Raw genomic sequence first — 23184 nt, forward strand, 5'->3', positions numbered from 1 at the left:
AGATGGATAAAACTGTGAGTGGTTCTGAACAAGCATCTAGTAACGCTAAGAATGGATCGCTGATCAAAGTGTTGATCATGGATGACGAGCCCAAGGTGCGCAAAGCGTTGCATACGCTTCTCAACATGTCCAACTACGCAATTGAGATTATTGGCGAAGCCGAAACGGGTATTCAGGGGCTGAAGCTCATGGAGGATCTGGAGCCTGATTTAATTTTTCTCGATATTGTCATGCCGGTTATGGATGGTTTGGAGGTGCTAGCCCATTTACAAAGAAAGCAAGCCCCTAAGCATGTTATTATTGTCAGCGGCTTTGACGATTTCAACTATGCAAAGCAGGCGATCAGTTTTAACGTGATCGATTACATACTCAAACCCTTTGATTTAGAGGATGTAGAGAGTGCCTTAAAGAAAGCAGTGGAACGAATGAATGTGCAGGAAGCGATGCTGGCGATGGAGAGTACGATTACCCGCAATAAGAAGGAGAGTCTGCTACGCCGCCAGGATCTGATTAAACAAAAAATTTATGAAGGCAAGGTCTTAACGCCCGAAGAGAATTTAGAGCTGCCCGCTTTTACGGAAAAAGGAGCCTTGTGGCATGTCCATATTATGGTGGTGCAAAATTATTATGATAGTGTATCGGATCGGTATCATGGGGATAGGGAGCTATTTTCCTATATTGTTTGTAAATTTTTCGGGGAAATGCTGGAGCAATACGGACGTGCTTATGTGATTGGCTCCTCCTCGACTTATCCACATCTTGTTTACTGGATTCTGGTTTCGCAGGAGGTGGGCCCGAAGGTGTTGGCGGAAATGACTGTGTCGATCAAAAAGGTGCTGAAGGTAGACTGCTTTTTCTTAAGCAAAGAGGAGCCTGTCGCTGGTGATCGGGTAGGCAGCAGCATTCAGAAATTGGAGGAGGTTATCGTCTACACCCACTTAAAACATCTCGGTAACGGGCATAACGCTGCAATGCTCAAAGAAAGCAAATCCGCTCCCGAGCTGCTGATTTCACAAATCAGCGAGCTGACGCGAAAAATTAATTACGTAATCAAGCACGCCCAGAAAAATCGGGTTGAAAATATAGTCTGTGAATTGTTCGAGCGATGGGAGAGCCAAGGTGCCTTGACCTGCCACTTCCTGTTCCTGGCTTACTCCTCCATCGCCAACATTTCCACGGACGGTGATTTATCTGATAACAGTCCAATTGATTCATTTAATTTTGGGCTGAAGATGAAGTTTAATGCAGAGTTAATCCGCAGCTATTTTATCCACCTGATTATGGAAATGATCGATATTCAGCAGAAGGGCGACCTTGATGGGGCAGGTGACCGAATTGGGCTAGTTAAAGCTTATATCGATGCTCATTATGCGGAGCCTTTGTCGCTGAACCATCTGGCGCACCAATTTTACATTAGCAAGGAATATTTGGCCAACCGTTTCAAACAGAAATTTGCGCTGACCGTCCATCAATATTTGCACGGCATCCGGCTGCGTAAAGCGCTGGAGCTGCTAATGGATCCTCAATATCGTATTTCTGATGTCGCACTGATGGTAGGTTATGACAATTTCAGCTACTTTAACAAGCTGTTTCGCAAGGAATATGGGCTTACTCCAACAGAATATCGCGATAAGCACTATTAAATTAATATGGTGTTAGAATAATGATTAATAATGAGGTACCCAGCAAAGATGTTTCCTATTAAGATTTAGAGGTATTTATAGGATGGTAGCGCTTTCGCAATCCTAATCAAAGAGGAGATGATTTCATGAGAAAGTTAGTCCCAATTTGGCTTTGCCTATTAATGATGTTAACCGCTTGCTCTTCACCGTCAACGACTGACAGCATTGCCGAGCCAGGCAAGACAAGCAGCCCTGCAACTGCAGCTAATGTAACATTGAAATTAATGCTGAACTCGGCCGATGATGTCCCAGCCTTCAACAAGATCATCGAAGAATTTCAAAAAACGAACCCGACAGTCAAGTTTGAAGTGAATGCGGTCCCTGGCACCGATACATTCATTACGGCTTTAAAAGCTAAATATTCCTCCGGGGATGCTCCCGATCTGTATTCGTTTCAGGTAGGCGCAAGAACCGGAGAGTTTGCGAACGCGGGATTGCTGCTTGATATTACGGACACACCGCTCTTGGCCAACATTAAGAAGGATGACCTGAAGCTCGTCACCTACAAGGGCAAGGTTTACGCGGCACCGTTGAATGCCCAAGCTACTGGGATTTACCTGAATCAGGAAATTTTCGATAAATACAGTCTGAAAGCACCGGAAAATTTTAATGAACTTCTGGATGTGAACAAAGCTTTACGGGAAAAAGGCATCAAATTTCCGATGATTGTGGCAGGTAAGGATGTGAACCACGTATCACAATTTGATTTTCAATATTTGGCAACGGTAGTAGTGCCCAGCGATCCCGATTACTATAAAAAAATGCTGAAGGGTGATTTGCATTTCAATAGCCCTTTGATTCGCACGATGTTTGAACGTTACGGAATGCTGAAGGAATATGTGTCTCCAGATGCTTTGGGTGTCGATGCTGATGAGGCTGTAAAACGGCTTATTAAAGGCGAAGGGGCGATGCTGATGAACTTGAACGGCTTATTATCGACGATTCGCCGTTATGGACCTGATACGAAGCTGACGATGGTTCCATCCGTATTGCAGGATAAGACAGAAGACCGCATTCTTAATGTAGGGGTTACGACCGGGCTTCACATTTCAAGCAGCAGTAAATATCCGGAAGAAGCAAAAAAATTCATCCAATTCGCGCTGACGCCTGCAATGGGGAATATATATTCCAAAGAAGCCAAACAGTTTTCCACTGTAGTAGGCGTAACCGAGGCTTATGACGATGCATTAAAGAGCATGCTGCCTTGGCTAAACGGGAACAAAAAATCGCCGCATGCGGATCTTGTCTGGATTCCCGGCATTAAAGATGTCATGAAAGAAGTTACGCAAAAATGGTTTTTGGGAGAACCCATCGACAGCGTATTAAACCAATGGGAAGAGCAGCATCAACGGTTAATGAAAGCCAATCCAACCTTTGTCGAAAATTTTGGTAAAGAATGAGGCTGCGCGAAAGTCTGCAATACACTTCGCTGTCGCTACCGGCTATTATCCTATATCTGGTTTTGGTTATCGTCCCGCTTATCGGGGCGTTCTATTACAGCTTTACGGATTGGGACGGGTTAGGTAAAACGTATCGCTTTATTGGACTTGATAATTACTTCACCTTATTCACGGACAAAATCGTGCTGCGAACCTTCTCTACAACGATGAAATATACGATTTGCGTAACGGTATTTCAGAATTTATTGGCACTGCTCTTGGCAATCGCCTTGAATCAAAGCATTAAAACCAAGAATGTCCTGCGCACCGCAATTTTTATTGTCTGTACCTTGAGCCCCTTACTTAACGGTTATATATGGAGCTTTGTATACTCGGGACCGCTGATGGGTGTAGGCAGGCTGCTCGGAATCGATATGCTGGCTAACAACATACTGGGCAGCAAGGATGGGGCGATTTATGCAGCCGCTTTTGCCAGCATATGGCGTATGACCGGATGGACGATGATCATATTTCTCGCAGGTCTGCAGATGATTCCCAAAGAATTGTACGAAGCGGCTGAAGTTGATGGCGTAGGTCCGTTCTATAAGTTTTTCTATATCACTTTGCCACTGTTGGCTCCTGCGATCACGATCAATGTCGTACTTACCTTCGAGCGCGGTCTTAAAGACTTTGACAGCATTTTTGCCCTGACGGGCGGAGGACCGGGTGATTCCACCCTGGTTATGGCGTTAAGTATTTACAAGGAATCCTTCTTTTTCTCAAGGGCTGGCTATGGCACAACAATCGGGATTATGCTGTTCCTTCTCATTGTTGTATGCACCCTTATCCAGCTGAAATTTTTAAGAAAGCGGGAGGAAGATGTCATATAAACCGATGAGCGTAACCGATAAAGCGGTGAGTCTAAGAAATAAACCGATGAGCCTGAAAAAGCAGCGGCTAATTCTGCTTGAAATTATGTTGATTGTATTTACCATCATTTATTTTCTGCCCTTTTATATTGTCATTACGATGGCGATGAAAACACCAAGCGAGCTGCTTCTTTCGAATTTTGGTCTGCCGAAAACGCTGAACTTCGATAATTTTGTAAAAGCCTGGGAAATTACCAAATATAGCACCGTGCTGTTCAACACAGCCTTCATTTCCCTGCTGTCCGTTGCCGGTATTATACTGGTTGCTTCCATGGCAGCCTTTACTTTGGCGAAGCAAGCCAATAAGCTGAACACTTTTTTGTATTATTTTTTCCTGTCGGGCATTATGATTCCAAGCTATACGGTCCTGGTTCCATTGGTCAAGCTGCTCAAGAGCTTATATTTAATGAATTCCAAGCTGGGGCTTGTTATTGTATATATAGGGCACGGTCTTCCGTTTGCGGTGTTTCTGCTGGTCGGCTTTATCCGCTCCATTCCGAAAGAAATTATGGAGGCAGGCACGATAGATGGCTGCAACGTATACCAGTTGTATTGGCGCATTCTGCTTCCGATGCTGCAATCCGTGATCATCACGCTTTTTATTCTTGACCTGATCTGGATCTGGAATGACTTCTTGCTCCCATTGCTGGTATTGCAGAAAAAGACCGATTTTACGCTCACTTTATCGCAGTATTCGATGCATGGAGAATTCGGGACACAGTGGCAAATTGTCTTCGCAGGATTCCTGTTGGCAATAGCGCCGCTTACAGTCGTATATCTGGCTTTGCAAAAATATGTAATAAGCGGCATATCTGCCGGTGCATTAAAGGGTTAAAGGGCTAAGGCTTAAAGAGTTGACTAAAGAAATGGAGTGTTATATACGATGGCAAAAAAAAAATTACCGCAGGTTCCTTATGGCGCTGTGTACTTCCGTAAATCCAACCCGCCCCAAGAGGATTGGGAGCGTGATTATGCAGTAGCGCGTGAGGATGGCTACAATATGTTCCGGCATTGGTTCATGTGGAGCGCTATTGAGGTAGCACCTGGTGTTTTTGACTGGGAGGAATATGACCAGCATATGGAGCTTGCCGCCAAGAACGGCATCCAAACCGTCATTTCCGAAATGATGACCTTTGCGCCTGAGTGGGCATTTACGAAGTATCCCGATGCTTTGCATACGAATGTCGATGGCAAAAAGATCCATAGCATGATGGGCGGAAGCAGTGCAGTTGGCGGCTATGGCGGTCTGTGCTTCGACAGCGATGAGGTCAAGGCGTTGGGAGAGCGCTTCCTTACCGAATTGGTTATGCATTATAAGGACCATCCGAGTATGGTCGGCTATGACATTCTGAACGAATGCAATTTCCAGACAACCGGCATGTGCTATTGCGAGCATTCCAGAGCCAAATATCGGCAATGGCTGCAAGCCAAATATGGTGACCTGAAGACGCTTGGCGTCACTTGGAGACGCTACAGCTACACCGATTGGAACGATGTGCAGCCTCCAGCGAAGGTTGGGTTATACCCTGAATCCTTCGATTGGATTGAGTTCAATAAGCAAAATTTGTATGCCAAAATGAAATGGAGAAGCGATCTTATCGCCAGCCTGGATACTGACAATTACATTACGGCGCACGGCGAGGCCGCCAGCCTCGTCAAGATGGCTGCCTCAGGCTCCGATGATTGGGAATCTGCCCGCCATGTGGAGATCTACGGCTTTACGTGGGTCGCTACAAGAAAAGGCAGCGACCCTTGGAAGCAGTGGCATGCCGTGGACCTGACCCGTTCGGGTTCGAACGGGAAGCCGTTCTGGCATGCAGAAATGCAAGGCGGGCCTTTGTGGCTGCAGCCACAGCTGACCGGCCGGCCAAGGCAGGATGGAAGGATCACAAAAGCGGAGGATATCCGCTTGTGGAATATGATCTCGCTGGCAGGCGGTGCTACGGGTCTGCTGTTCCCAAGATGGCGTCCACTGCTGGACGGACCCTTGTTTGGCGCTTTTGGTCCATACGAAATGGACGGCTCCCGGACAGACCGTTCCGCCATGGCAAGCTCGATTGCCAAATGGGCGAATGAACCGGCTCAAGCCTCGCTGTTCAGCTCATCGCCAATCAAAGGCGATATCGGTATCCTGGTAGTCCCGGAGACCGAGACCTTCAACCATATCTACTCACGCGAAGTGAAATGTGATTACTATTCCAGCACGATGTGGGGAGCCTACCGCGGTTTTTTTGATAATAATCTGCAGCCGGATTGGGTACATATCGACCAGATCGATGCCTATGAGGTCATTTATTTCCCTTACCCGATTATGCTCAAGCAGGCGCAGGCGCAGAAATTGAAGCAATGGGTGAAGCGTGGTGGTACGCTGATCTGCGAAGGCTGCCCAGCCTATTTCGGGGATTTTGGAACGGTAGGAACCGTACAGCCAAATTTGGGATTGGATGAGGTGTTCGGGGCAAGGCAACAGCATGTGGAATTTATGCCTGATATCGCAGACCCTATTGTTTTTGAGATAAATGGTGCAGCGGTCAAGGGCGGCGTGTTCCTGCAATCGTACAAGTTGACAACAGGAACCGCTATAGGTAATTATGAGGATGGAACGATCGCAGCGGTCGAGAACAGCTTTGGAGCAGGCAAGGTGCTGCTGGTCGGCACATTCCCGTCAGAAGCCTATTACCGGACAAGCGATGCGGGTACGAAGAAATTTTTTGCCGATGTCTTTACATGGAGCGGGAAAGAGCAATCGGTGCGGGTCAATAATCCGTTGGTTCAGGTTCGGCTTCATGAAGGCAGTGGTGGCAAGTTCGTCTGGATCATCAATAGCTCGGATGCGGAAGCGGCTGTAGAATTGCATATTTCTGATAAGTTTGCCCAGGTATCAGTGGTGGAGAAGCTTTGGGGCGAGCCTGAGGCAGAGTTTCAAGGAAACCAGCTCAAGGTGGCGCTGCCTGCGAAGGATGCGCTTATTCTAAAGCTTCAATAGTTTTCTGTAATAACGAGCTCATTTAAAAAATAAAGAAAGTGTGGCGATTCGAGTGAAGTTGCAGGATAAAGTGGCAATCATTACGGGTGCGGCAATGGGAATTGGCAGAGGCATCGCGTTGAAATTCTCTGAACAGGGCGCTCACGTTATTGTTAATGATATTGTCGAAGACGGATTGAATGAAACGGTGGAGATGATCAAAGCTGTATCCAGCCAAAAGGTGTTTGCTCATTTAGGGGATATTTCGCTTAAAGAGCAAGTGGATTCCTTGTTCGATATCGTCACTGGAGAGTTTGGCCGGATTGACATTCTGGTCAATAATGCGGGATGGACGCAATGTAATCGGCATTTTCTGGAATATGACGAAGAGTTCTGGGATAAGGTCATTCGCATCAACCTGAAAAGCGTGTACCTGACCACACATCGGGCAGCCACTATGATGGTAGAGAGGCGCGAGGGTGTGATTATTAATTTATCATCGATTGGCGCGACGAAAGCTCACAGGCAGATGGTTGCCTATGATGCCAGTAAAGGTGCGATTGATGCCTTTACCAAAGCAACCGCACTGGATCTGGGACCATGGAACATCCGTGTTAACGCTATTGCTCCGGCTGTTATTCTGGGCACGCCTGTTAAGAAGATGGACGATGATATATTGGCACGACAAAATCCGGCTGATTTCGGCACACCGTTGTTAAGACAAGGAACGCCGGAGGATGTTGCGAACAGCGCGTTGTTCCTGGCTTCATCGGACTCCAGCTTTATGACGGGCCAAACCTTATCGGTTGACGGTGGCTTGGGCATACAGGCGCGGCCTTATCCGAAGCCATAAGCTTGGAGTTATAGGAGTGGTCCTATTACAAAAGCTAGTATGACAAAAAGATCGTACTGCCTGAACGTTGATGGCTACGGGAGTACGATCTTTTCATAATTATTCTATTTGACAAACAAGAGGTTTTCATATATTTTATATGCTATAGCATATAAAAAACGACCATCGCTCAAAGTTACGTTTTATTATATGGCCATTGAAAAAAAATCTGTACTTAGAAAATCTAAAGTGAAGTCAATATATCAAAAGTTAGGAGTATATTTATGGAGTTATATAAGCTCACCGGTTTCCTTGTTCATCGTACAGATATGAAAATGACTAATTTTTTCACAAAAAAGCTTAAACAATATGAAGTCACTCCTGAACAATGGGGAATTATCAGTGTACTTGAGGGGGAAAGAGCAACGAGCCAGAAAGAGCTTGCCGAAGCCATTGACAAAGATCAAACCACTGTTGTCAGGATGATCTATTCACTTGAAAAAAAAGGAATAGTAAATAGAATACAGAGTGATTTTGACAGACGTTCCCACAACTTGTTCCTTAGCGACAAAGGAATGGGTCTCAAAACAAAACTTTTGCCAGTTGTATTGGCAGCTCACGATCATGTTACCAAAAATCTGAGTAAGGATGAGCTTCTAGAGTTACATGAGCTCCTTGGCAAACTGTATTCAAGCGTAAAAGATGAGTAATTTAACTTAGAAAGAGAGTGATTACGGTATGTTGATTATTATTTTACAAGTTATAATGAGCATTTTCTTCATGATTACAGGAACGAAAATAATCTCTGGAAAAATGACAGATGAGTTTAAACGATTTGGTCTTCCGTCCATATTCAACTTCTTAACAGGATTTATTGAAATTTTATGCTCTATTGGCATGATATTGGGAATATGGTTTCCGATCGTGGCTTTGTTATCCGGATTGCTGTTAGGAGCGACCATGCTGGTTGCTGCCTTTACTCTGCTTGTGATCGCACGTGATCCATTTAAAAAAGCGATCCCAGCTATAATACTGTGTCTGCTATCTTTTACGATTGCACTTTATCATTTTGTTTTCTGATATTGATGGGTCAGGTGAGACAGATTTAGTTTATATACAAGATAGTGTTAGGTAATCTAAAATTATTCATTTCTTGGATGACAACACAAATTTTGCGAAGAAAGCGGGGATCACTCTATGTCTAAACCTTTGCTATCCAATCGGTCACTTGGCAGAACTGGCCTGTTTGTCTCACCACTTTGTATTGGTGGTGCTTCACTTGGAGATATGCCTGAAACCTTTACCTATAATGTACCAGAAGAAAACGCGCTTGCCACAATTCGTGCGACCTTTGCAAGCCCGATTAACTTCCTCGATACAGCTGCGGCCTATGGGGAAGGTGAGAGTGAGCGCCGTATTGGTAAGGTAATTAAAGAGAATGGTGGACTCCCATCGGGCTTTGTGCTTGCCACCAAAGCTGACCGTTGCTTACATACTGGGGACTTCAGCGGAGAACAAATCAAACGTTCCATCGAAGGAAGTCTCTTCCGATTGGGGCTAGATCGCCTGCAATATGTCTATATCCATGATCCGGAGCATACCACCTTTGAAAATGTCATGGGACCGGGTGGACCGCTTGAGGTGCTGAAAAACTTCAAGGACCAGGGAGTCATCGATCACATTGGCATATCTGGTGGGCCGATCCAGATGCTCATTCGTTATATAGAAACGGGCGAGTTTAGTGCGGTAGAGACCCATAACCGTTACACGCTACTCAATCGATCAGCCGAGCCTTTGCTTGATGTCGCCAGTCGATTGGGTGTTGCAGTAATCAACGCAGCACCCTATGGTAGCGGCATGTTGGCAAAAGGCCCAGAGGCCTTCGCTCGTTATGCTTATAGTGATGCACCGCCGTTGTTGCTCGAACGCGCCCGATTATTTGTGAAAGTCTGTCAGGATTACGATGTTCCCCTAGTCGCCGCGGCACTTCAATTCTCCATGCGTGACCCCCGTGTCACGAGTACTGTCGTTGGCATAACCAAGCCGGAACGAGTTGCCCAGACGTTGGAGCTCGCCAGTTACCCCATTCCTTCCGAGCTTTGGCCTGCGCTAGACGCCATTGGGTTTGATACTGACGATCCCGAAGCTAATAGAATCACATAATGGAAGACAGGGACTTTATTTAAAGTTCCTGTCTTTATTTTTGCGTACTCATCTCATGAAAGGCAAAATTAGTTAATAGTAATAATACAGGGACTTTCTAAAGTGGGGGGACGCCATGAATAAAAGTAAACATTGGTTTTACAAAACTTTATTTTCCATCCTTCCTATTTTTTTTCTTATTTCCTCGATCTTATTTCTAATTTTTTTTATGGCGTTTAGTGAGCATATCAAAAAAACGACGATTAGGGCAAATGAAGTATTTAATGAACAGGTCAACCAAACAGTGGAAAATTTTCTTACGCCAATCGATCAAATCATTGCCAAAGAGATATTAGTCAACGACTTATTCAGAAGGTTTTTCAATGACCAAAACAATGAAACCTATACGAATTATGAAATATCTCAAAAATTAAATAATCTTATCATTAATTTTCCAATTATATATTCGGTATATATTTTTCATCAAGCCGATCAGCTCATCATAAGTAACAGCACGTTAACTTATTTAAGCAACTTTTCAGATCGTGATTTTATTTTAAGTCAAATGGAGAAACAACAGCCTGTCTCGTGGACGGGGAAGCGCATATACAAAGACCAAAAAAGATTTGAGCCCATGCCGGTTGTAACTCTAGTTCGCAAGGTTCCCTTTCTTACCGGAGAACAAGGGATCATTGTAGTCAATATTCGAGTAAGTGATATCCAGAGCTTGGTTGTTAAAATGTCCAGCCTAAAAACGAGCTTTGTTAATTTCTTTGACGGAAAAGGCGAGTTGATTTTTAGCACTAACGATATGGATCAGTTGGACAATCATCGCTCAAAAGAATTAGCAAGGATTAAGTCAGGATACACGAATTGGGAAGTTCGCAGCGGCATCAAAGATGGAAATATCTTTAATTTCTTTTCTTTTTTTCCTTATTTCTGGGTTACATTGGGTTTTATTTCTATTGTCATGGGGTTTCTTTTAGTGATTTATGTGACTCGCCTCAACTACAGGCCCATAGAGTCGATCATTAACAGAATCAATGGGGTATTTGTCAATAAAAACAGTGATTTGTTTGGCAAAGTTAATCAGGATGAGATGAGATTCATCGAATTGGCAATAGATAACCTATTAGAACAAACGACTAAATTTCAAAACCAATACAAAGAGGATTTAATTCATATTCGTCGCAATTTCTTTATCGAGCTTCTTGAGGGGAACCGTTTTATAAGCTTAGGTGAGTGGAAGTCTGAAATGAAGCGACTGGGACGTTGCGATGATTTTGAGCGGATTATGTTTGGCATTTTGGAAATCGATAAATATATTGAATTTTCTGTTAAGTACTCGGATCGAGATCAATATTTGCTGAAGTTTGTGTTAAACAGTGTCGTGAATGAAATAGCGGAGGGCCAGGAAATTAACGTATGGACTGAATGGATATCGAATTCGCAGTTAGGAATTATATTCCAGCTAAAAAATCAAAGTAAATACGAAAATGAACACCAAACAAATCTTGTCCTCCAAGTTTGTAATAAGGCAATATCGTGGGTTAACGCTAATCTGAACTTTACAATAACCGTTGGTAACGGCGGTTCTGCGGATAAAATCACAGAAATACCTCAGTTGTATGAGGATGCGTTGGACTCGTTGAAATATAAGTCTGTATTGGGTAATCAACGTGTAATTAATTATTGGGAGTTATCAAACAAGCCGAGACAGGACATATTCAATCTTGTCCAGCTTATCCACTCGATTGCTCAAACTTACCGTTTAGGTGACGAAACCTGGAAAAAGCAATTCGATCAATTTTTTTATGAAGCCAAGATCGGGTTGTTCCCACGAGAAGATATTACGAGCTTGCTTTATTATTTAATTTATTATCTGGATCGTGGAATGATAAAGCTTTCCGTGCCCATACAAGATAGTTGGAAGCAGAACGTCATGCCAGCTCTTACGAAGATGCTTGAGGAATTTGAGACGCTTGAAGAGTTTCAAACGAATTCGTATCAAGTATTGAAACAAGTTGAAGATCAAATTAGCTTGTTGAGAGAAAGTAGGACGAGTCACCCATTGATTCACGAAGTAAAAAAGTATATTGGGGATAAATATGCCAATCCCGATTTGTCACTAATCCATCTGAGTGAAGAGTTTAATTTGAGTTCGAGATATTTGAGCCGGTTATTTAAAGATGAATTTGGTGAAAAGTTTGTGGATTATTTGGTCAGAGTGCGAATTGAACATGCTAAGAAGTTTTTGCAAGAAACACCAGAATCCGTTCAGGGTATAGCTTTAAAGGTAGGATATGTACATCCATTCTCATTCATTAGAGTATTTAAAAGGATGGTAGGAGTAACGCCTGGGGACTTTCGCAAGTAAGAACTAGCACCGTATATCCGAAATTAGTCGATATTGTGTATGGTTCCGGTATTGTGTATGGATAAATTTGTACTCACGGTGTATTCATTTTGAAACATGTTTATTGTACCTCAGCACTTGCTGCATTACATTGGAATTAGAGCTAAGAGGAGGAGGTTGCAAAATGCCTGAGCAGCTAATCATTGATTGCGATGTTCACGTTGGGCCTAAAAACCCAGAGGAGATTAAAAAACACTTGGATCAACGGTGGTGGGATCGTTTTGCTATGAGCTCAAGAGATATATATAGTCATCCGACTTATGTGAATCGGACTGATGCCGTTCCCCCTAATGGCAATCCAATTGGATCCGATCCTGAATTTCTTAGAGAACAATTGGTGGATGAGTATGGAATAAATCATGTCATTTTGCTACAAAGACCCTTTACGAATCAGATTCCTTATGTAGAATACGCTACGGCTTTATCTTCCGCTTATAACGATTGGATCACGGAAACCTGGCTTGGTCAATATAATCACGATGGTGTGTTCAAGGGCTCTATTACGATTTCAACCCAGGATCCTTTGGGAGCGGCCAAAGAGATAGATAGATGGGGAGGGTGTCCTCAATTTGTTCAAGTGCTTTCCGATTCCGGTGCACGTGCTCCTTATGGGCAAAGCCAGTATTACCCGATTTATGAGGCATGTGTCCGCCATGACCTTCCGTTCGCCATGCATGCCGGTGCCGATGGCATTGGAATTAGTATACTGCCTTCTACAGGCTACCCGACGCACTATATCGAATGGAGCACCTGTCACTCCCTTTCTTATCAAACACATCTGGTAAGCTTATTAGTGGAAGGAGTGTTTGAACGTTTCCCGACGCTCAAAGTGGTTCTTGTGGAAGGAGGTGTTTCTTGGCTGCCAACTTTATTGTGGAGGCTTGACCAACAGTATGAAAGATTTCGGTCCGAGGTGCCGTGGCTGCGAAGGAAGCCCAGTGAATATATCAGAGACCATGTGCGTATTACCTCTCAGCCGTTAGAAAGTCCTGTTAATAGCAGGCATTTATTAAAGATGCTTGAGATGGCGGATGCAGAGCGGATCCTTATGTTTTCAAGTGATTATCCTCATTGGGATTTCGACTCCCCAAAGCATGCTTTTCCAAAGCTCCCCGACACCATGCGTAAGCGAATCTTTTATGAAAATGCCCGTGAATTATATAAGTTATAAATGCTCTGCATTATGAAGTGGGGGAGGTTCGCATACATGAAATTAAACAAGAACAAGCGGACATTGATTGACTGTGATGTCCATGTCTATCCCGTTAACGCCGACGCGATTAAAGTATATCTGGATCAGCCCTGGAAACACCGATTTGGAATAAGAAAAAATATGTTGTATAAAAACCCGCTAAAACCAACGGACAAAAACCCTCCGAGTGGTGGAGAAGCGGGTACGGATCCGGTGTTTCTAAGAGAGCAATTAATTAATCAGAATGGGATTGCACACGCTATTTTGTTTCCAAGGGCTAATGTCACTGCTAATCATGATCCTGATTATTCAACTGCTGTAGCAAGTGCATATAACAATTGGCTGGCCGATACATGGCTGAACAAAAATAACGACGATGGTGTATTCAAAGGCTCTATTACGATATCGCATCAGGACCCTTATGCCGCTGCTAAAGAAATCGATCGTTGGGCCGGTCATCCCCATTTTGTTCAGGTGTTGGCGGATAGCGGAGCGAGGGCACCGTTCGGTCAACGACAGTATTACCCGATATATGAAGCGTGCGCCCGTAACGGATTACCGTTGGCTATCCACCCGGGCTCTGATGGAATGGGCATTAACCAGCTTGTTTCACAGGGTTATCCATCCCATTATCTAGAATATTATACGGGATTTTCATTTGCAATGCAGTCGCATTTGGTGAGTTTGTTAACGGAAGGCGTGTTTGAGCGTTTCCCGGATTTCAGGGTTGTCATTACAGAAGGAGGGGTTACTTGGCTTCCTGCGTTAATGTGGAGGCTAGATATGGAATATAAGGGGCTGCGCTCAGAGATTCCTTCCGTGAAGCGAATACCCAGTGAATATTTACGGGAACATGTAAGGTTTACCTCGCAACCACTAGAAAGACCCAGGAATGATCAAGACTTACTGGAAGTATTGGATATGATGGACGCTGAGCACCTTCTGATGTTTTCCAGCGATTATCCGGACAGCAATTTTGAATCGGTCGAAGCGGCTTTTCCGAAAATGAGCGAATCAATGGAAAAACGGATTTTTTTTGAAAACGCCCGCGATTTCTATAAACTTTAAGAAAGGGGTAGCAGAGCATGGGACGACATCTTGTTTGTTCTATCGATGAATTACCGCCAGATAATAGCAAGATTGTAACGCTGGAAGGCAGATCGATCGGGATTTTCAATATTAAAGGTACGTACTATGCACTTAAAAACAGCTGTCCCCACCAATCGGCCCAGCTTTGCAAAGGAAAAGTCATGGGAGTCATGCTGCCGTCAGGACCGGATGAATATACATACGGTCGGGAAGGAGAAATTATACGTTGCCCTTGGCATGGCTGGGAATTCGATATTACAAATGGGAAATCGATATTCGATCCCTCTAAATGCCTTGTGAAAACATACGATGTTGAGGTGGTGAGCCAGGACGCCGAAGAATCGCTGACTGTCGAGACGTATCCGATTACTATGGAGTCTGGCTGGATTGCTGTAACTATCTAGCGATAGGAGCTAACAAAATGCTCCTGCCGCAGTTAATAACATTGTAAGGGGAGATTGTGTGTGTCCAATATGCCGATAGGAACCCTTCAACCGTTGAGCCAAAAGAAGAATTCACTTTCTTCCATTAGAACGAAATATAACGAATTAGTGAAAGAATGCATAAAATTCAAGTACTTATTCCTTTTTTTACTACCCGCAATTGTATGGTATGTCGTATTTTATTACATCCCTATGTATGGCGTTACCATTGCTTTCAAGGATTACTCCATCACCAAAGGGATCTTAGGAAGTCCATGGGTTGGCTTTGAACATTTTGAGCGAATGTTCGATTCCTCCGATTTTAGCAGAGTCTTAAGAAATACATTAATCATTAGTGCTTTAAAGCTAACTTTCGTGTATACATCCGGCATATTTTTAGCGCTTGCACTAAATGAAATCTTTCATGAAAAATTCAAAAAAATTGTACAAAGTCTAACTTATTTGCCTCACTTTTTATCCTGGGTCATCATTGGCAGTATCATGGTAGAACTTTTATCTCCCTCAAGCGGATTGGTGAATCAGATTATCAAAGCATTTGGAGGCAATCCAATCTATTTTCTTGCAGAGGAAAAATGGTTTGTTCCCATTTTAATCCTTTCCGATGTTTGGCAAAGCTGCGGCTGGGGTTCTATTATCTACTTGGCTGCCATTGCAGGTATTGATACGCAATTGTATGAGGCTGCTACCATGGATGGAGCGGGAAGGCTTCAGAAAATTGTACATATTACATTGCCTTCCATTGCAAATGTCATTATTATCATGATGATTTTTAATATCGGTAACATCATGAACGCCGGATTCGACCAAATTTTTAACTTGTACAATCCAAGAGTCTATGAAGTCAGTGATATTTTGGACACCTACGTATATCGCGTCGGGCTTGTGCAAATGAATTATAGTTTTTCAACGGCGGTTGGTTTATTTAAAAATGTAATTGGTTTAATTCTTGTTCTCTTAGCTAATAGATTGGCCAATCGATTTGGGCAAACCGGATTATGGTAAGAGGAGGGAAGAACGTTGGCAGCTGTAGGGCAGAAAAAACGGTTTATGATTTTTGATTATTTGAACTATTTAGGCATGACTCTTTTGTCGGTGTCAGTGGTTTATCCTCTTCTTTATTTACTCGTTCTTTCCCTTAGTTCTCGGGAAGGGATGGCTCAAGCAAGTGGGTCAGTATGGTTGTGGCCACAGGGATTTACATGGAAGGCATATTCGGGGTTTTTGGACCAAACCTATATTTACACAGGTTATTTTTATACGATATCGAGAACGGTAGTCGGAACATCTCTAGCTGTGTTGTTGATGTGTCTCGCGGCGTATGCGCTTTCAAAAAAAATTCCGTTTAAAAAATCCCTTACCTTTTTCTTTATCTTCACTATGTTTTTTACCGGGGGATTGATTCCCACCTACTTGCTTATAAAGAGTCTAGGCTTGCTGAATAATCCGTTAGTTTATATTTTGGCCCCTCCGTTCTTGTATAACACGTTTTATATATTAATTCTGCGGAATTTTTTTATGACGATACCGGATAGTCTTGAAGATTCTGCAAAAATGGACGGTGCGGGTGATATAAGAATTTTCTTCAACATTATTATTCCGCTAGCTGCCCCTGCCATTGCTACAATCAGTCTTTGGGTGGCGGTAAACCATTGGAATTCATGGTTTGATTCAATCATCTATGTCCAATCCGCAGATCTTCAGGTTATCCAGGTTCATATCAGAAAGCTGATTATTGAGCAAAGCGCTTTGTTAATGAGTGACGCAATGGATTTTTATGATAAGGAACATATACCTACACCTGAAAGCATGAAGGCTGCTGCTATTCTCATTACGATGATCCCTATCTTATGCGTATATCCGTTTATTCAACGTTTTTTTGTAAAAGGAATCGTCATGGGAGCCGTAAAGGGATAATGGAAATGAAAAGCTGCTAGACAAATACTATGGATGAAAGAAGGAAATAACATGAACAATCAGATGAGTAAAGAGGAATTCGCGAAAGAATATTTACAATATCCATATCCTTACCAATTAAATAGGGAACATAAGCCCTATGAAGGACCGCATGTTCTTGATGATCCCCCTAAATTTCACGAAAAGCTGCTTGAATATGGTGAACGTCCATACTGGTCCCCCGACGGAAAGCGGATCGTGTTTGTGGAAAGTAACTACGGTGATATTTGTGAAATTGACTTTGAAACAAGAGAAGTACGTAACCTGACAAAAAATCTGGGAGAACATCATTCCTTTCTTCGAGTTCTCTTTCTCGCTAATGGGGATTATTTACTAATTGGACCAAAGGTGTTTAAGGATCGCCAAATAAGCAGAGGTACAGAATCCGAGCTTTGGGTCATGGATAAGGATGCGAAAACAGCACCGAAGCCGCTGGGTCGTGCCATATTTGAAGGCTGCGGTGTGTCCACGGTTTCCAATAAAATCACTTACGCTATGAATGGTAGGCATGATCCTAACCTTGAGTCTCCTGATGATTATGAAGTTCACGTAACGGAAATCAGTTATGGTCCGAACGGACCGGAGCTTGGCCAAGATCAGGTGATTTATCGTGCCAATAATGGACATCGTCCTGAGCCTCAAGACTTCCGCTACAATGACACAGAGGTCATCATGGCAGAATATTTTAACAGTCCATTTTCTAACCCTGACAACTGGAATTGTACGGTTAAGGGTATCCATATTGAAACGGGGGAAGTCACAACCTTTATTGATGAAACATGGATCCATAATGAATGCGAGGGAATTTTTCCAGACCACGAACATATATGCCTAGAGTGCTCCCGTGACTTTATTAACTCGCATCCACCAATAGATTTGTGGAAGTTAAAGCTCGACGGAACCGGTCGACGTGTAAGAATGACTCAGATGATTGATCATTTACCCTGGCGTGCCAACAATTCCAATGTAAGTCCAGATGGGAAATGGCTTGCTTACATGGTGAACACGGTTTCGGACGAACCGGGCTACGGAAGAGGCTTAGGCCTACTAAATCTGCAGGAATGGGAGAAAAGCCAAGAGGGACAGCAATGGGAATACCCAATCCCGAAAAAATGAAAATGAAAGCTTGAGCGAGTCGTCGAAGGGACTATTGATGGAGGGGACATCTTTTAATTGTACATTTATACCTATAAGGGAGGACATTCAAATGCCTGAAAACGAATTTGGAAACAAGATGCACGAGGGACCAAATCCTTTAAACGACGCACCTGAATTTCATGAAAAATTGCTGGACTACGGTGAAAGACCTTATTGGTCTCCAGATGGAAAACGGATTGCATTTGTTGAAAGTAACTATGGAGATATTTGTGAAATTGACATGGAAAGCAGAAAAGTTCGAAATCTAACGAAAAACTTAGGGGATCATCACTCTTTCCTGCGTGTACTCTTTCTTGCAAACGGGGATTATCTGCTTATAGGGCCTAAGCAATTTAAAGATCGGGATATTAGCAGACATGAGGAATCCGAACTGTGGATTATGGATAAAGATGCGATACATCCTCCAAAGCCATTGGGTCGGAGAATATATGAGGGATGCGGGGTTTCAGCAATTGCCAACCGCATCACTTATGCACTAAGCAGCCGCACAACCCCTGAGCTTGGCGGGACGGATCGTTGGGAGGCCCACGTTACTGAGATTGTTTACGATGAGGATGGGCCGAAACTAGGTGAAGATAAAATTATTTATCGTACCGATGGGGGACACCGATGTGAACCACAGGATTTCCGCAATAATGACACAGAGGTAATTATGGCGGAATATTTTAACCGACCCAAAACACATCCGGATAATTGGAAATGCACCGTGAAGGGAGTCAATGTGGAAACCCTTGAGGTTCGCACCTATATCGATGAGCCCACAACACACAATGAATGCGAGGGGATTTTTCCGGGCGGTGAATACATTTGTTTGGAGTCCTCCTGCGATCATATCAACTTCTTTCCTCCCATTGATTTGTGGAAATTGAAATTGGATGGTTCAAGCAGGCGTGTACGTATGACGAGAATGATTGATACGCCTCCATGGCGCACCAGCAATTCTAATGTCAGTCCCGATGGCAAATGGCTGGCTTTTATGATTAATACTTATGATAGTGAGCCCGGCTATGGAATGGGGCTTGGACTTTTAAATCTGGAGGCTTGGGAGAAAAGTACGGCTGCACAGGAATGGGAGACACCAGAGGAAAGAGCAAAAAAAAGGAACACTGAACCTGAATGACCGGGAAAATGGACCATATCAACGGGGAGGGTTTAACATGATAAAAGCCTCAAAAAAGACAGTCTATGTGTTATTCATGGCCATATGTATGATCGTTGCGGGATGTACAGGTGGATCCGGAAGCAATGAAGCTACCAGTCCAAAGCCGACTGACACGAAAACTGAGCCTCCACCACAAACGGCACCCAGTAATTCGAACAATCTGGATCCGTATTCAGAGGAAGCGGATCAACAAATCATTGATGCTGACTTGGCCAAGGTCACGACCCCGGAATACTTCAAAAATTCTCCGACGTTTGAGTATGTGGTGAATTTTGGTCCCACTCCTTTAAAGGACGGTTCGTACGGTCAACGTTTATTCGAAAAAACATTTAATGTAAAGCTTAAGTTTGTTAGACTTGATGGCGCGGATCGAAAAGAACAGCTGAATCTGATGTACGCCACAGGAACAATCCCAGACTTGGTGACGATTACGCTACCGGATGTAGGGGATTATAACAAACAGGGAGTACTGGCAGAGTTGCCTCTCGATCTGGTACAAAAGAACATGCCAGAATATTATAAGAACATGAACAAGTTCGACCCTGATCTTTTATCCATAACTAAGGTAGATGGTAAAAATATGGGGCTGGCCCGATTAAAGCCAAATGGAGGTGTACCTCGTCCCGCCGCTATAAGAGCAGATTGGCTGAAAAATGTCGGGATTACAAAGGTGCCGACAACTATCCAAGAGCTTGAAGACGCATTCCTGAAATTCAGAAATGATGACCCTGATAAAAATGGCAAAAAGGATACGTATGCTTTGTCCAATCCAAGTACCTTTGCAGGGGATTTATGGTTTCAATCCATATTTGGAGCATTTGGGGCCAATCCGTTTATGTGGGTGGAAAAGGACGGTAAACTGCAGTTTGGTTTAACTACTCCCGAAGCCAAGGATGCTTTGAAGCTGCTGAACAAATGGTATAAAGCAGGAATCATTGATCCCGAATTTATTACGGACAATGGAAGAAGCAGTGATGTTGAGGATTTGGCTACTAAATTTGCTAAAGGAAAGCTTGGGTATATCGAAAGTCTTAGCTTTGATGATCATCAGTGGGACAATGACGGACATCTTAGTTTCAGATGGGTAGCCAATAGCCCGGATTGGAAAAAGTTTTACGATGATAATAAAGGTGATCCTGCTAAATTATATGCCCAAAAAGTGTTTACGGATTTTGACGATAAGGTCATTCAACCCATTTATATCGATTTGCCGCCTGTTAAGGGTCCCCAAGGGAAAAGCGGGTACCATCGTCAAGGGTTCCAGGACACGATCCTGGGTTTCGGAAAACAGCTTGAAAAAGACCCGAAAAAGTTAGAAAAACTTTTGAAGATCCTGGAATTTTTGCATACGGATAAGGATACTCATATCAAGCAAAGCTTTGGTCCGGAAGGCTTGATGTGGATTACCGACAAGAGCGGACAAAAGCTGCTGAATCCGGAATGGCCGAAACACAAATTGTTTCACCCGTTGTATATTCACTTGGGGGTAAACTGGCTCACGAACGTCATGAACTGGACTAATCCCGACTATTTAAGTCTGTGGGGCCCGCGAGATGTGCAACGATTCCAGTTAACTGCCGATGTGTTCAATAAGTTTCCGTCTTATGAAAATAAACTTAAGGTCGGATTACCTTCCCAAGCCAAATATTCTGAACTGCTAAGTACAAGAGTGAAGGAATATGTCATTAAAACAATAGCAGGGGATATTGACATCGATAAAACCTTCGATCAAACCGTACAAAAGTGGAACAAAGACGGTGGTGAGCAGTTAACCAATGAAGCCAATGCTTGGTATAACAGTGTGAAAAAATAATTGAATTAAAAGGAAAACTTTGTTCCGTCTGTGTTTACGGAAGCCTGAATGACGGTATTTGGTTTTGGTGTGACACAAAACAAATGTCTTTTACAACTTCATCAGAACCGAAAGCATCGGGAGGTTGCAAAGTCTTTAAGGACTTTGTGAGCCTCCTTTTTAATTTCCAATATTTACAATGACTGTTATAATGGAACTTACAAGAACGTTATCCGAAAGAGCCTGAATTATTTATAAGAATGGTGGGCTAAACATGAAGATTAAATCTAGAGGGATTTCTGAAGCTGTTCTTGAAGTGATAAACATGGATCTATCTGTTGAGTTCTGGCACAAGAAACTAGGTTTTCCTATAGTTGATCAATGGGGATATAGTGATGGGCAGTTTAACAAGAATACAGAGCAGATATGGGCTACTTGGTTATACGTTGGAGGAAGTACAAGACTGGGATTATGGCTCCCCCGTGAATTTAGCCAAGAACAATTACTTGAAAAAAGTAAGCTAATATCGGGTTGGAATGGTTTATTTGATGAAGGTGGAATTCACGTTCATTTAGCACTATATATAGATCATAATGACATAGATGACGCAATAAATAGATTAGAAGAATGTAATATTGACTATAAGATTATAATAAATAATTTAGGTCATAAAAGGATTTATTTTAAAGATACAGAAAACAATGTAATTGAATTTTACACACTAAATATGCATGAAGATTATTTAATGAGACTTAATAAAGGGCTTTTACAGAATATTGAAGATTAAAAAGTATTAAACGTTTTCAAAGAAGTTTCACCCTCATCTACGACTTCCCCTAGTCGGCATAACTACCACTGACTTGCCGCGTTTTTAAATCTTAATTGCAGCTGATATGAGCCCTCTTCGGGATAACAAGGTGTGGGCTAATTGACGTTTACGATATATCCAGAGGAAACACGGCAATAGCCTAAGAACTAAAAATACCTTATTATCTTTGGAACGGGCAAGAATCCTTTTCATATCATAACATAAACAAAAATATGGATTAGGAGGGTGTTATGAACAAAACCGACGCAAAAGCAGTTATAACATTCATTGTGATGGCAGTTATAATCACCTCCTTTATTATTGGGATTGATGTAAATGAGGGCGATGGTAACCAACCAGACATAGTTATAGGTTGATGGGGTGTGTGATGGTTTATGCTAAAAAACGGCAAGGGTAAAAAAGCGCCTTTCTCCAAGCTTTCTCCGCAACAGCTTGCTGTAATTGTGGGTTTATTGACTAATGCTTTAGATGTCGATTCTATCTTAATTGACAAAGATCAAAACATAGAAATCGTTCTTGTAGGCTCGATAAGAAAGAAAACAAAGGCGGACCGTATTGCCGAAGAACTTGGTGAGATTAGTGTAGGAGACCTTCTGGAAGCGTTCACACGTAAGTAACGTTTCATCTTATATAAACAACGATTAATATTATTTGAAAATTACTAATACAAGACACCGGACAACCGCCGTTATTTAAAATGCAATGAAGCGTCGTCTTGGGCTAATCTATAAAACTCCCATGTACCGAACATTTGTTACCAATCTGGGCATTTGCGCATATATTGGTTCTGGCTGTTAAAAAGGAAATCACTGGCATAAGCAACGAACAATATCAGCGGGTAGAATCCTATGTCACAGGCTTACAGAGGGCTCTTCAAGCAAGCAAATACAATTATTTGTTTACTTTGAATAGAACAAAATTATATAGAACTGCCCCTAACTTGATGATAAGGTGGGGGCTGTTTGACGCTTGCGAAACAATGAGAAAATAAGCTAAGCAACACAAGATGATATAGCTTCGGGAAGATATTATAATCAGTATGGGTCACTTGTAAACTTAAGGGAATATGATTGCGGATACTTCTTTCTTGTAAGATAAATCAAAAATACAGGTCTGATTTTTTAAAACCTGAGGAGCCTTTTATCCATTGGAGTGGAATTTGGTACATTTTTTGGAAAAGTATTGCAATATGCTTTAATCCGAGGTACGATACAACCAATG

21 protein-coding genes are annotated in these 23184 nt (G+C 42.8%); all 21 read left to right on the forward strand.

Going from position 1 to position 23184, the window contains the following annotated elements:
- The first annotated feature begins 2 nt into the window (after positions 1-2).
- The 21 genes from G9U52_RS30280 to G9U52_RS30375 all read left to right on the forward strand — a co-directional run bounded on the left by G9U52_RS30280 (position 3) and on the right by G9U52_RS30375 (position 22580).
- Positions 3-1643 (forward strand): response regulator transcription factor, encoded by a 1641-nt coding sequence (locus G9U52_RS30280; RefSeq protein WP_166154737.1) that lies wholly within the window; start codon positions 3-5, stop codon positions 1641-1643.
- A gap of 125 nt (positions 1644-1768) precedes the next feature.
- Positions 1769-3082, forward strand: a complete 1314-nt coding sequence (locus G9U52_RS30285) for an ABC transporter substrate-binding protein (RefSeq protein WP_166154739.1) — start codon at positions 1769-1771, stop codon at positions 3080-3082.
- Positions 3079-3951: a carbohydrate ABC transporter permease gene (locus tag G9U52_RS30290; protein WP_166154741.1), complete on the forward strand. Its 873-nt coding sequence runs from the start codon at positions 3079-3081 to the stop codon at positions 3949-3951. The genes G9U52_RS30285 and G9U52_RS30290 overlap by 4 nt, the downstream gene beginning before the upstream one ends.
- Complete coding sequence (locus G9U52_RS30295) at positions 3941-4825, forward strand: carbohydrate ABC transporter permease (RefSeq protein ID WP_166154743.1); 885 nt, start codon at positions 3941-3943, stop codon at positions 4823-4825. The genes G9U52_RS30290 and G9U52_RS30295 overlap by 11 nt, the downstream gene beginning before the upstream one ends.
- Positions 4826-4873: 48 nt before the next feature.
- A complete protein-coding gene (locus G9U52_RS30300) occupies positions 4874-6976 on the forward strand; it encodes a beta-galactosidase (RefSeq protein ID WP_166154744.1) in 2103 nt (700 codons plus the stop codon).
- 52 nt (positions 6977-7028) lie between these two features.
- Entirely contained in the window at positions 7029-7808 is a 780-nt protein-coding gene (locus G9U52_RS30305; protein WP_207953310.1) for an SDR family NAD(P)-dependent oxidoreductase, read from the forward strand.
- A 263-nt stretch (positions 7809-8071) separates the two neighbouring features.
- Entirely contained in the window at positions 8072-8497 is a 426-nt protein-coding gene (locus G9U52_RS30310; protein WP_166154746.1) for a MarR family winged helix-turn-helix transcriptional regulator, read from the forward strand.
- A 28-nt stretch (positions 8498-8525) separates the two neighbouring features.
- Complete coding sequence (locus G9U52_RS30315; protein ID WP_166154748.1) at positions 8526-8867, forward strand: DoxX family protein; 342 nt, start codon at positions 8526-8528, stop codon at positions 8865-8867.
- Positions 8868-8984: 117 nt separating this feature from the next.
- Positions 8985-9950: an aldo/keto reductase gene (locus G9U52_RS30320; RefSeq protein WP_166154750.1), complete on the forward strand. Its 966-nt coding sequence runs from the start codon at positions 8985-8987 to the stop codon at positions 9948-9950.
- 283 nt (positions 9951-10233) lie between these two features.
- Entirely contained in the window at positions 10234-12306 is a 2073-nt protein-coding gene (locus G9U52_RS30325; RefSeq protein WP_311764944.1) for an AraC family transcriptional regulator, read from the forward strand.
- Positions 12307-12469: 163 nt separating this feature from the next.
- Complete coding sequence (locus tag G9U52_RS30330; protein WP_166154752.1) at positions 12470-13516, forward strand: amidohydrolase family protein; 1047 nt, start codon at positions 12470-12472, stop codon at positions 13514-13516.
- Between the two features lie 36 nt (positions 13517-13552).
- Positions 13553-14605 (forward strand): amidohydrolase family protein, encoded by a 1053-nt coding sequence (locus tag G9U52_RS30335; protein WP_166154753.1) that lies wholly within the window; start codon positions 13553-13555, stop codon positions 14603-14605.
- Between the two features lie 17 nt (positions 14606-14622).
- Entirely contained in the window at positions 14623-15030 is a 408-nt protein-coding gene (locus G9U52_RS30340) for a Rieske (2Fe-2S) protein (RefSeq protein ID WP_166154754.1), read from the forward strand.
- 69 nt (positions 15031-15099) lie between these two features.
- Complete coding sequence (locus G9U52_RS30345; RefSeq protein ID WP_166154904.1) at positions 15100-16071, forward strand: ABC transporter permease; 972 nt, start codon at positions 15100-15102, stop codon at positions 16069-16071.
- Positions 16072-16086: 15 nt separating this feature from the next.
- A complete protein-coding gene (locus tag G9U52_RS30350) occupies positions 16087-16983 on the forward strand; it encodes a carbohydrate ABC transporter permease (protein WP_166154755.1) in 897 nt (298 codons plus the stop codon).
- A 33-nt stretch (positions 16984-17016) separates the two neighbouring features.
- Entirely contained in the window at positions 17017-18138 is a 1122-nt protein-coding gene (locus G9U52_RS30355; RefSeq protein ID WP_207953311.1) for a TolB family protein, read from the forward strand.
- Between the two features lie 91 nt (positions 18139-18229).
- Positions 18230-19300: a TolB family protein gene (locus G9U52_RS30360; protein WP_207953312.1), complete on the forward strand. Its 1071-nt coding sequence runs from the start codon at positions 18230-18232 to the stop codon at positions 19298-19300.
- A 37-nt stretch (positions 19301-19337) separates the two neighbouring features.
- Entirely contained in the window at positions 19338-21155 is a 1818-nt protein-coding gene (locus G9U52_RS30365; protein ID WP_166154760.1) for an extracellular solute-binding protein, read from the forward strand.
- A 253-nt stretch (positions 21156-21408) separates the two neighbouring features.
- Positions 21409-21921: a VOC family protein gene (locus tag G9U52_RS30370; protein ID WP_166154762.1), complete on the forward strand. Its 513-nt coding sequence runs from the start codon at positions 21409-21411 to the stop codon at positions 21919-21921.
- A 272-nt stretch (positions 21922-22193) separates the two neighbouring features.
- Positions 22194-22319 (forward strand): hypothetical protein, encoded by a 126-nt coding sequence (locus tag G9U52_RS41090; RefSeq protein WP_279538775.1) that lies wholly within the window; start codon positions 22194-22196, stop codon positions 22317-22319.
- An 18-nt stretch (positions 22320-22337) separates the two neighbouring features.
- On the forward strand, positions 22338-22580 hold the full coding sequence (locus G9U52_RS30375; RefSeq protein WP_166154764.1) for a hypothetical protein: 243 nt from the start codon (positions 22338-22340) through the stop codon (positions 22578-22580).
- Positions 22581-23184 lie beyond the last annotated feature (604 nt).

Source organism: Paenibacillus agricola, from assembly GCF_011440305.1.
Taxonomy (GTDB): domain Bacteria; phylum Bacillota; class Bacilli; order Paenibacillales; family NBRC-103111; genus Paenibacillus_S; species Paenibacillus_S agricola.

What these genes read in the sequence shown, in the direction of transcription:
- G9U52_RS30285 (WP_166154739.1), top strand. Translation starts at nt 1,769, where the DNA reads ATGAGAAAGTTAGTCCCAATTTGGCTTTGCCTATTAATGATGTTAACC.
- G9U52_RS30345 (WP_166154904.1), top strand. Translation starts at nt 15,100, where the DNA reads ATGCCGATAGGAACCCTTCAACCGTTGAGCCAAAAGAAGAATTCACTT.
- G9U52_RS30335 (WP_166154753.1), top strand. Translation starts at nt 13,553, where the DNA reads ATGAAATTAAACAAGAACAAGCGGACATTGATTGACTGTGATGTCCAT.
- G9U52_RS41090 (WP_279538775.1), top strand. Translation starts at nt 22,194, where the DNA reads ATGAACAAAACCGACGCAAAAGCAGTTATAACATTCATTGTGATGGCA.
- G9U52_RS30370 (WP_166154762.1), top strand. Translation starts at nt 21,409, where the DNA reads ATGAAGATTAAATCTAGAGGGATTTCTGAAGCTGTTCTTGAAGTGATA.
- G9U52_RS30310 (WP_166154746.1), top strand. Translation starts at nt 8,072, where the DNA reads ATGGAGTTATATAAGCTCACCGGTTTCCTTGTTCATCGTACAGATATG.
- G9U52_RS30340 (WP_166154754.1), top strand. Translation starts at nt 14,623, where the DNA reads ATGGGACGACATCTTGTTTGTTCTATCGATGAATTACCGCCAGATAAT.
- G9U52_RS30365 (WP_166154760.1), top strand. Translation starts at nt 19,338, where the DNA reads ATGATAAAAGCCTCAAAAAAGACAGTCTATGTGTTATTCATGGCCATA.
- G9U52_RS30280 (WP_166154737.1), top strand. Translation starts at nt 3, where the DNA reads ATGGATAAAACTGTGAGTGGTTCTGAACAAGCATCTAGTAACGCTAAG.
- G9U52_RS30300 (WP_166154744.1), top strand. Translation starts at nt 4,874, where the DNA reads ATGGCAAAAAAAAAATTACCGCAGGTTCCTTATGGCGCTGTGTACTTC.
- G9U52_RS30290 (WP_166154741.1), top strand. Translation starts at nt 3,079, where the DNA reads ATGAGGCTGCGCGAAAGTCTGCAATACACTTCGCTGTCGCTACCGGCT.
- G9U52_RS30330 (WP_166154752.1), top strand. Translation starts at nt 12,470, where the DNA reads ATGCCTGAGCAGCTAATCATTGATTGCGATGTTCACGTTGGGCCTAAA.
- G9U52_RS30355 (WP_207953311.1), top strand. Translation starts at nt 17,017, where the DNA reads ATGAAAGAAGGAAATAACATGAACAATCAGATGAGTAAAGAGGAATTC.
- G9U52_RS30295 (WP_166154743.1), top strand. Translation starts at nt 3,941, where the DNA reads ATGTCATATAAACCGATGAGCGTAACCGATAAAGCGGTGAGTCTAAGA.
- G9U52_RS30320 (WP_166154750.1), top strand. Translation starts at nt 8,985, where the DNA reads ATGTCTAAACCTTTGCTATCCAATCGGTCACTTGGCAGAACTGGCCTG.
- G9U52_RS30315 (WP_166154748.1), top strand. Translation starts at nt 8,526, where the DNA reads ATGTTGATTATTATTTTACAAGTTATAATGAGCATTTTCTTCATGATT.
- G9U52_RS30360 (WP_207953312.1), top strand. Translation starts at nt 18,230, where the DNA reads ATGCCTGAAAACGAATTTGGAAACAAGATGCACGAGGGACCAAATCCT.
- G9U52_RS30375 (WP_166154764.1), top strand. Translation starts at nt 22,338, where the DNA reads ATGCTAAAAAACGGCAAGGGTAAAAAAGCGCCTTTCTCCAAGCTTTCT.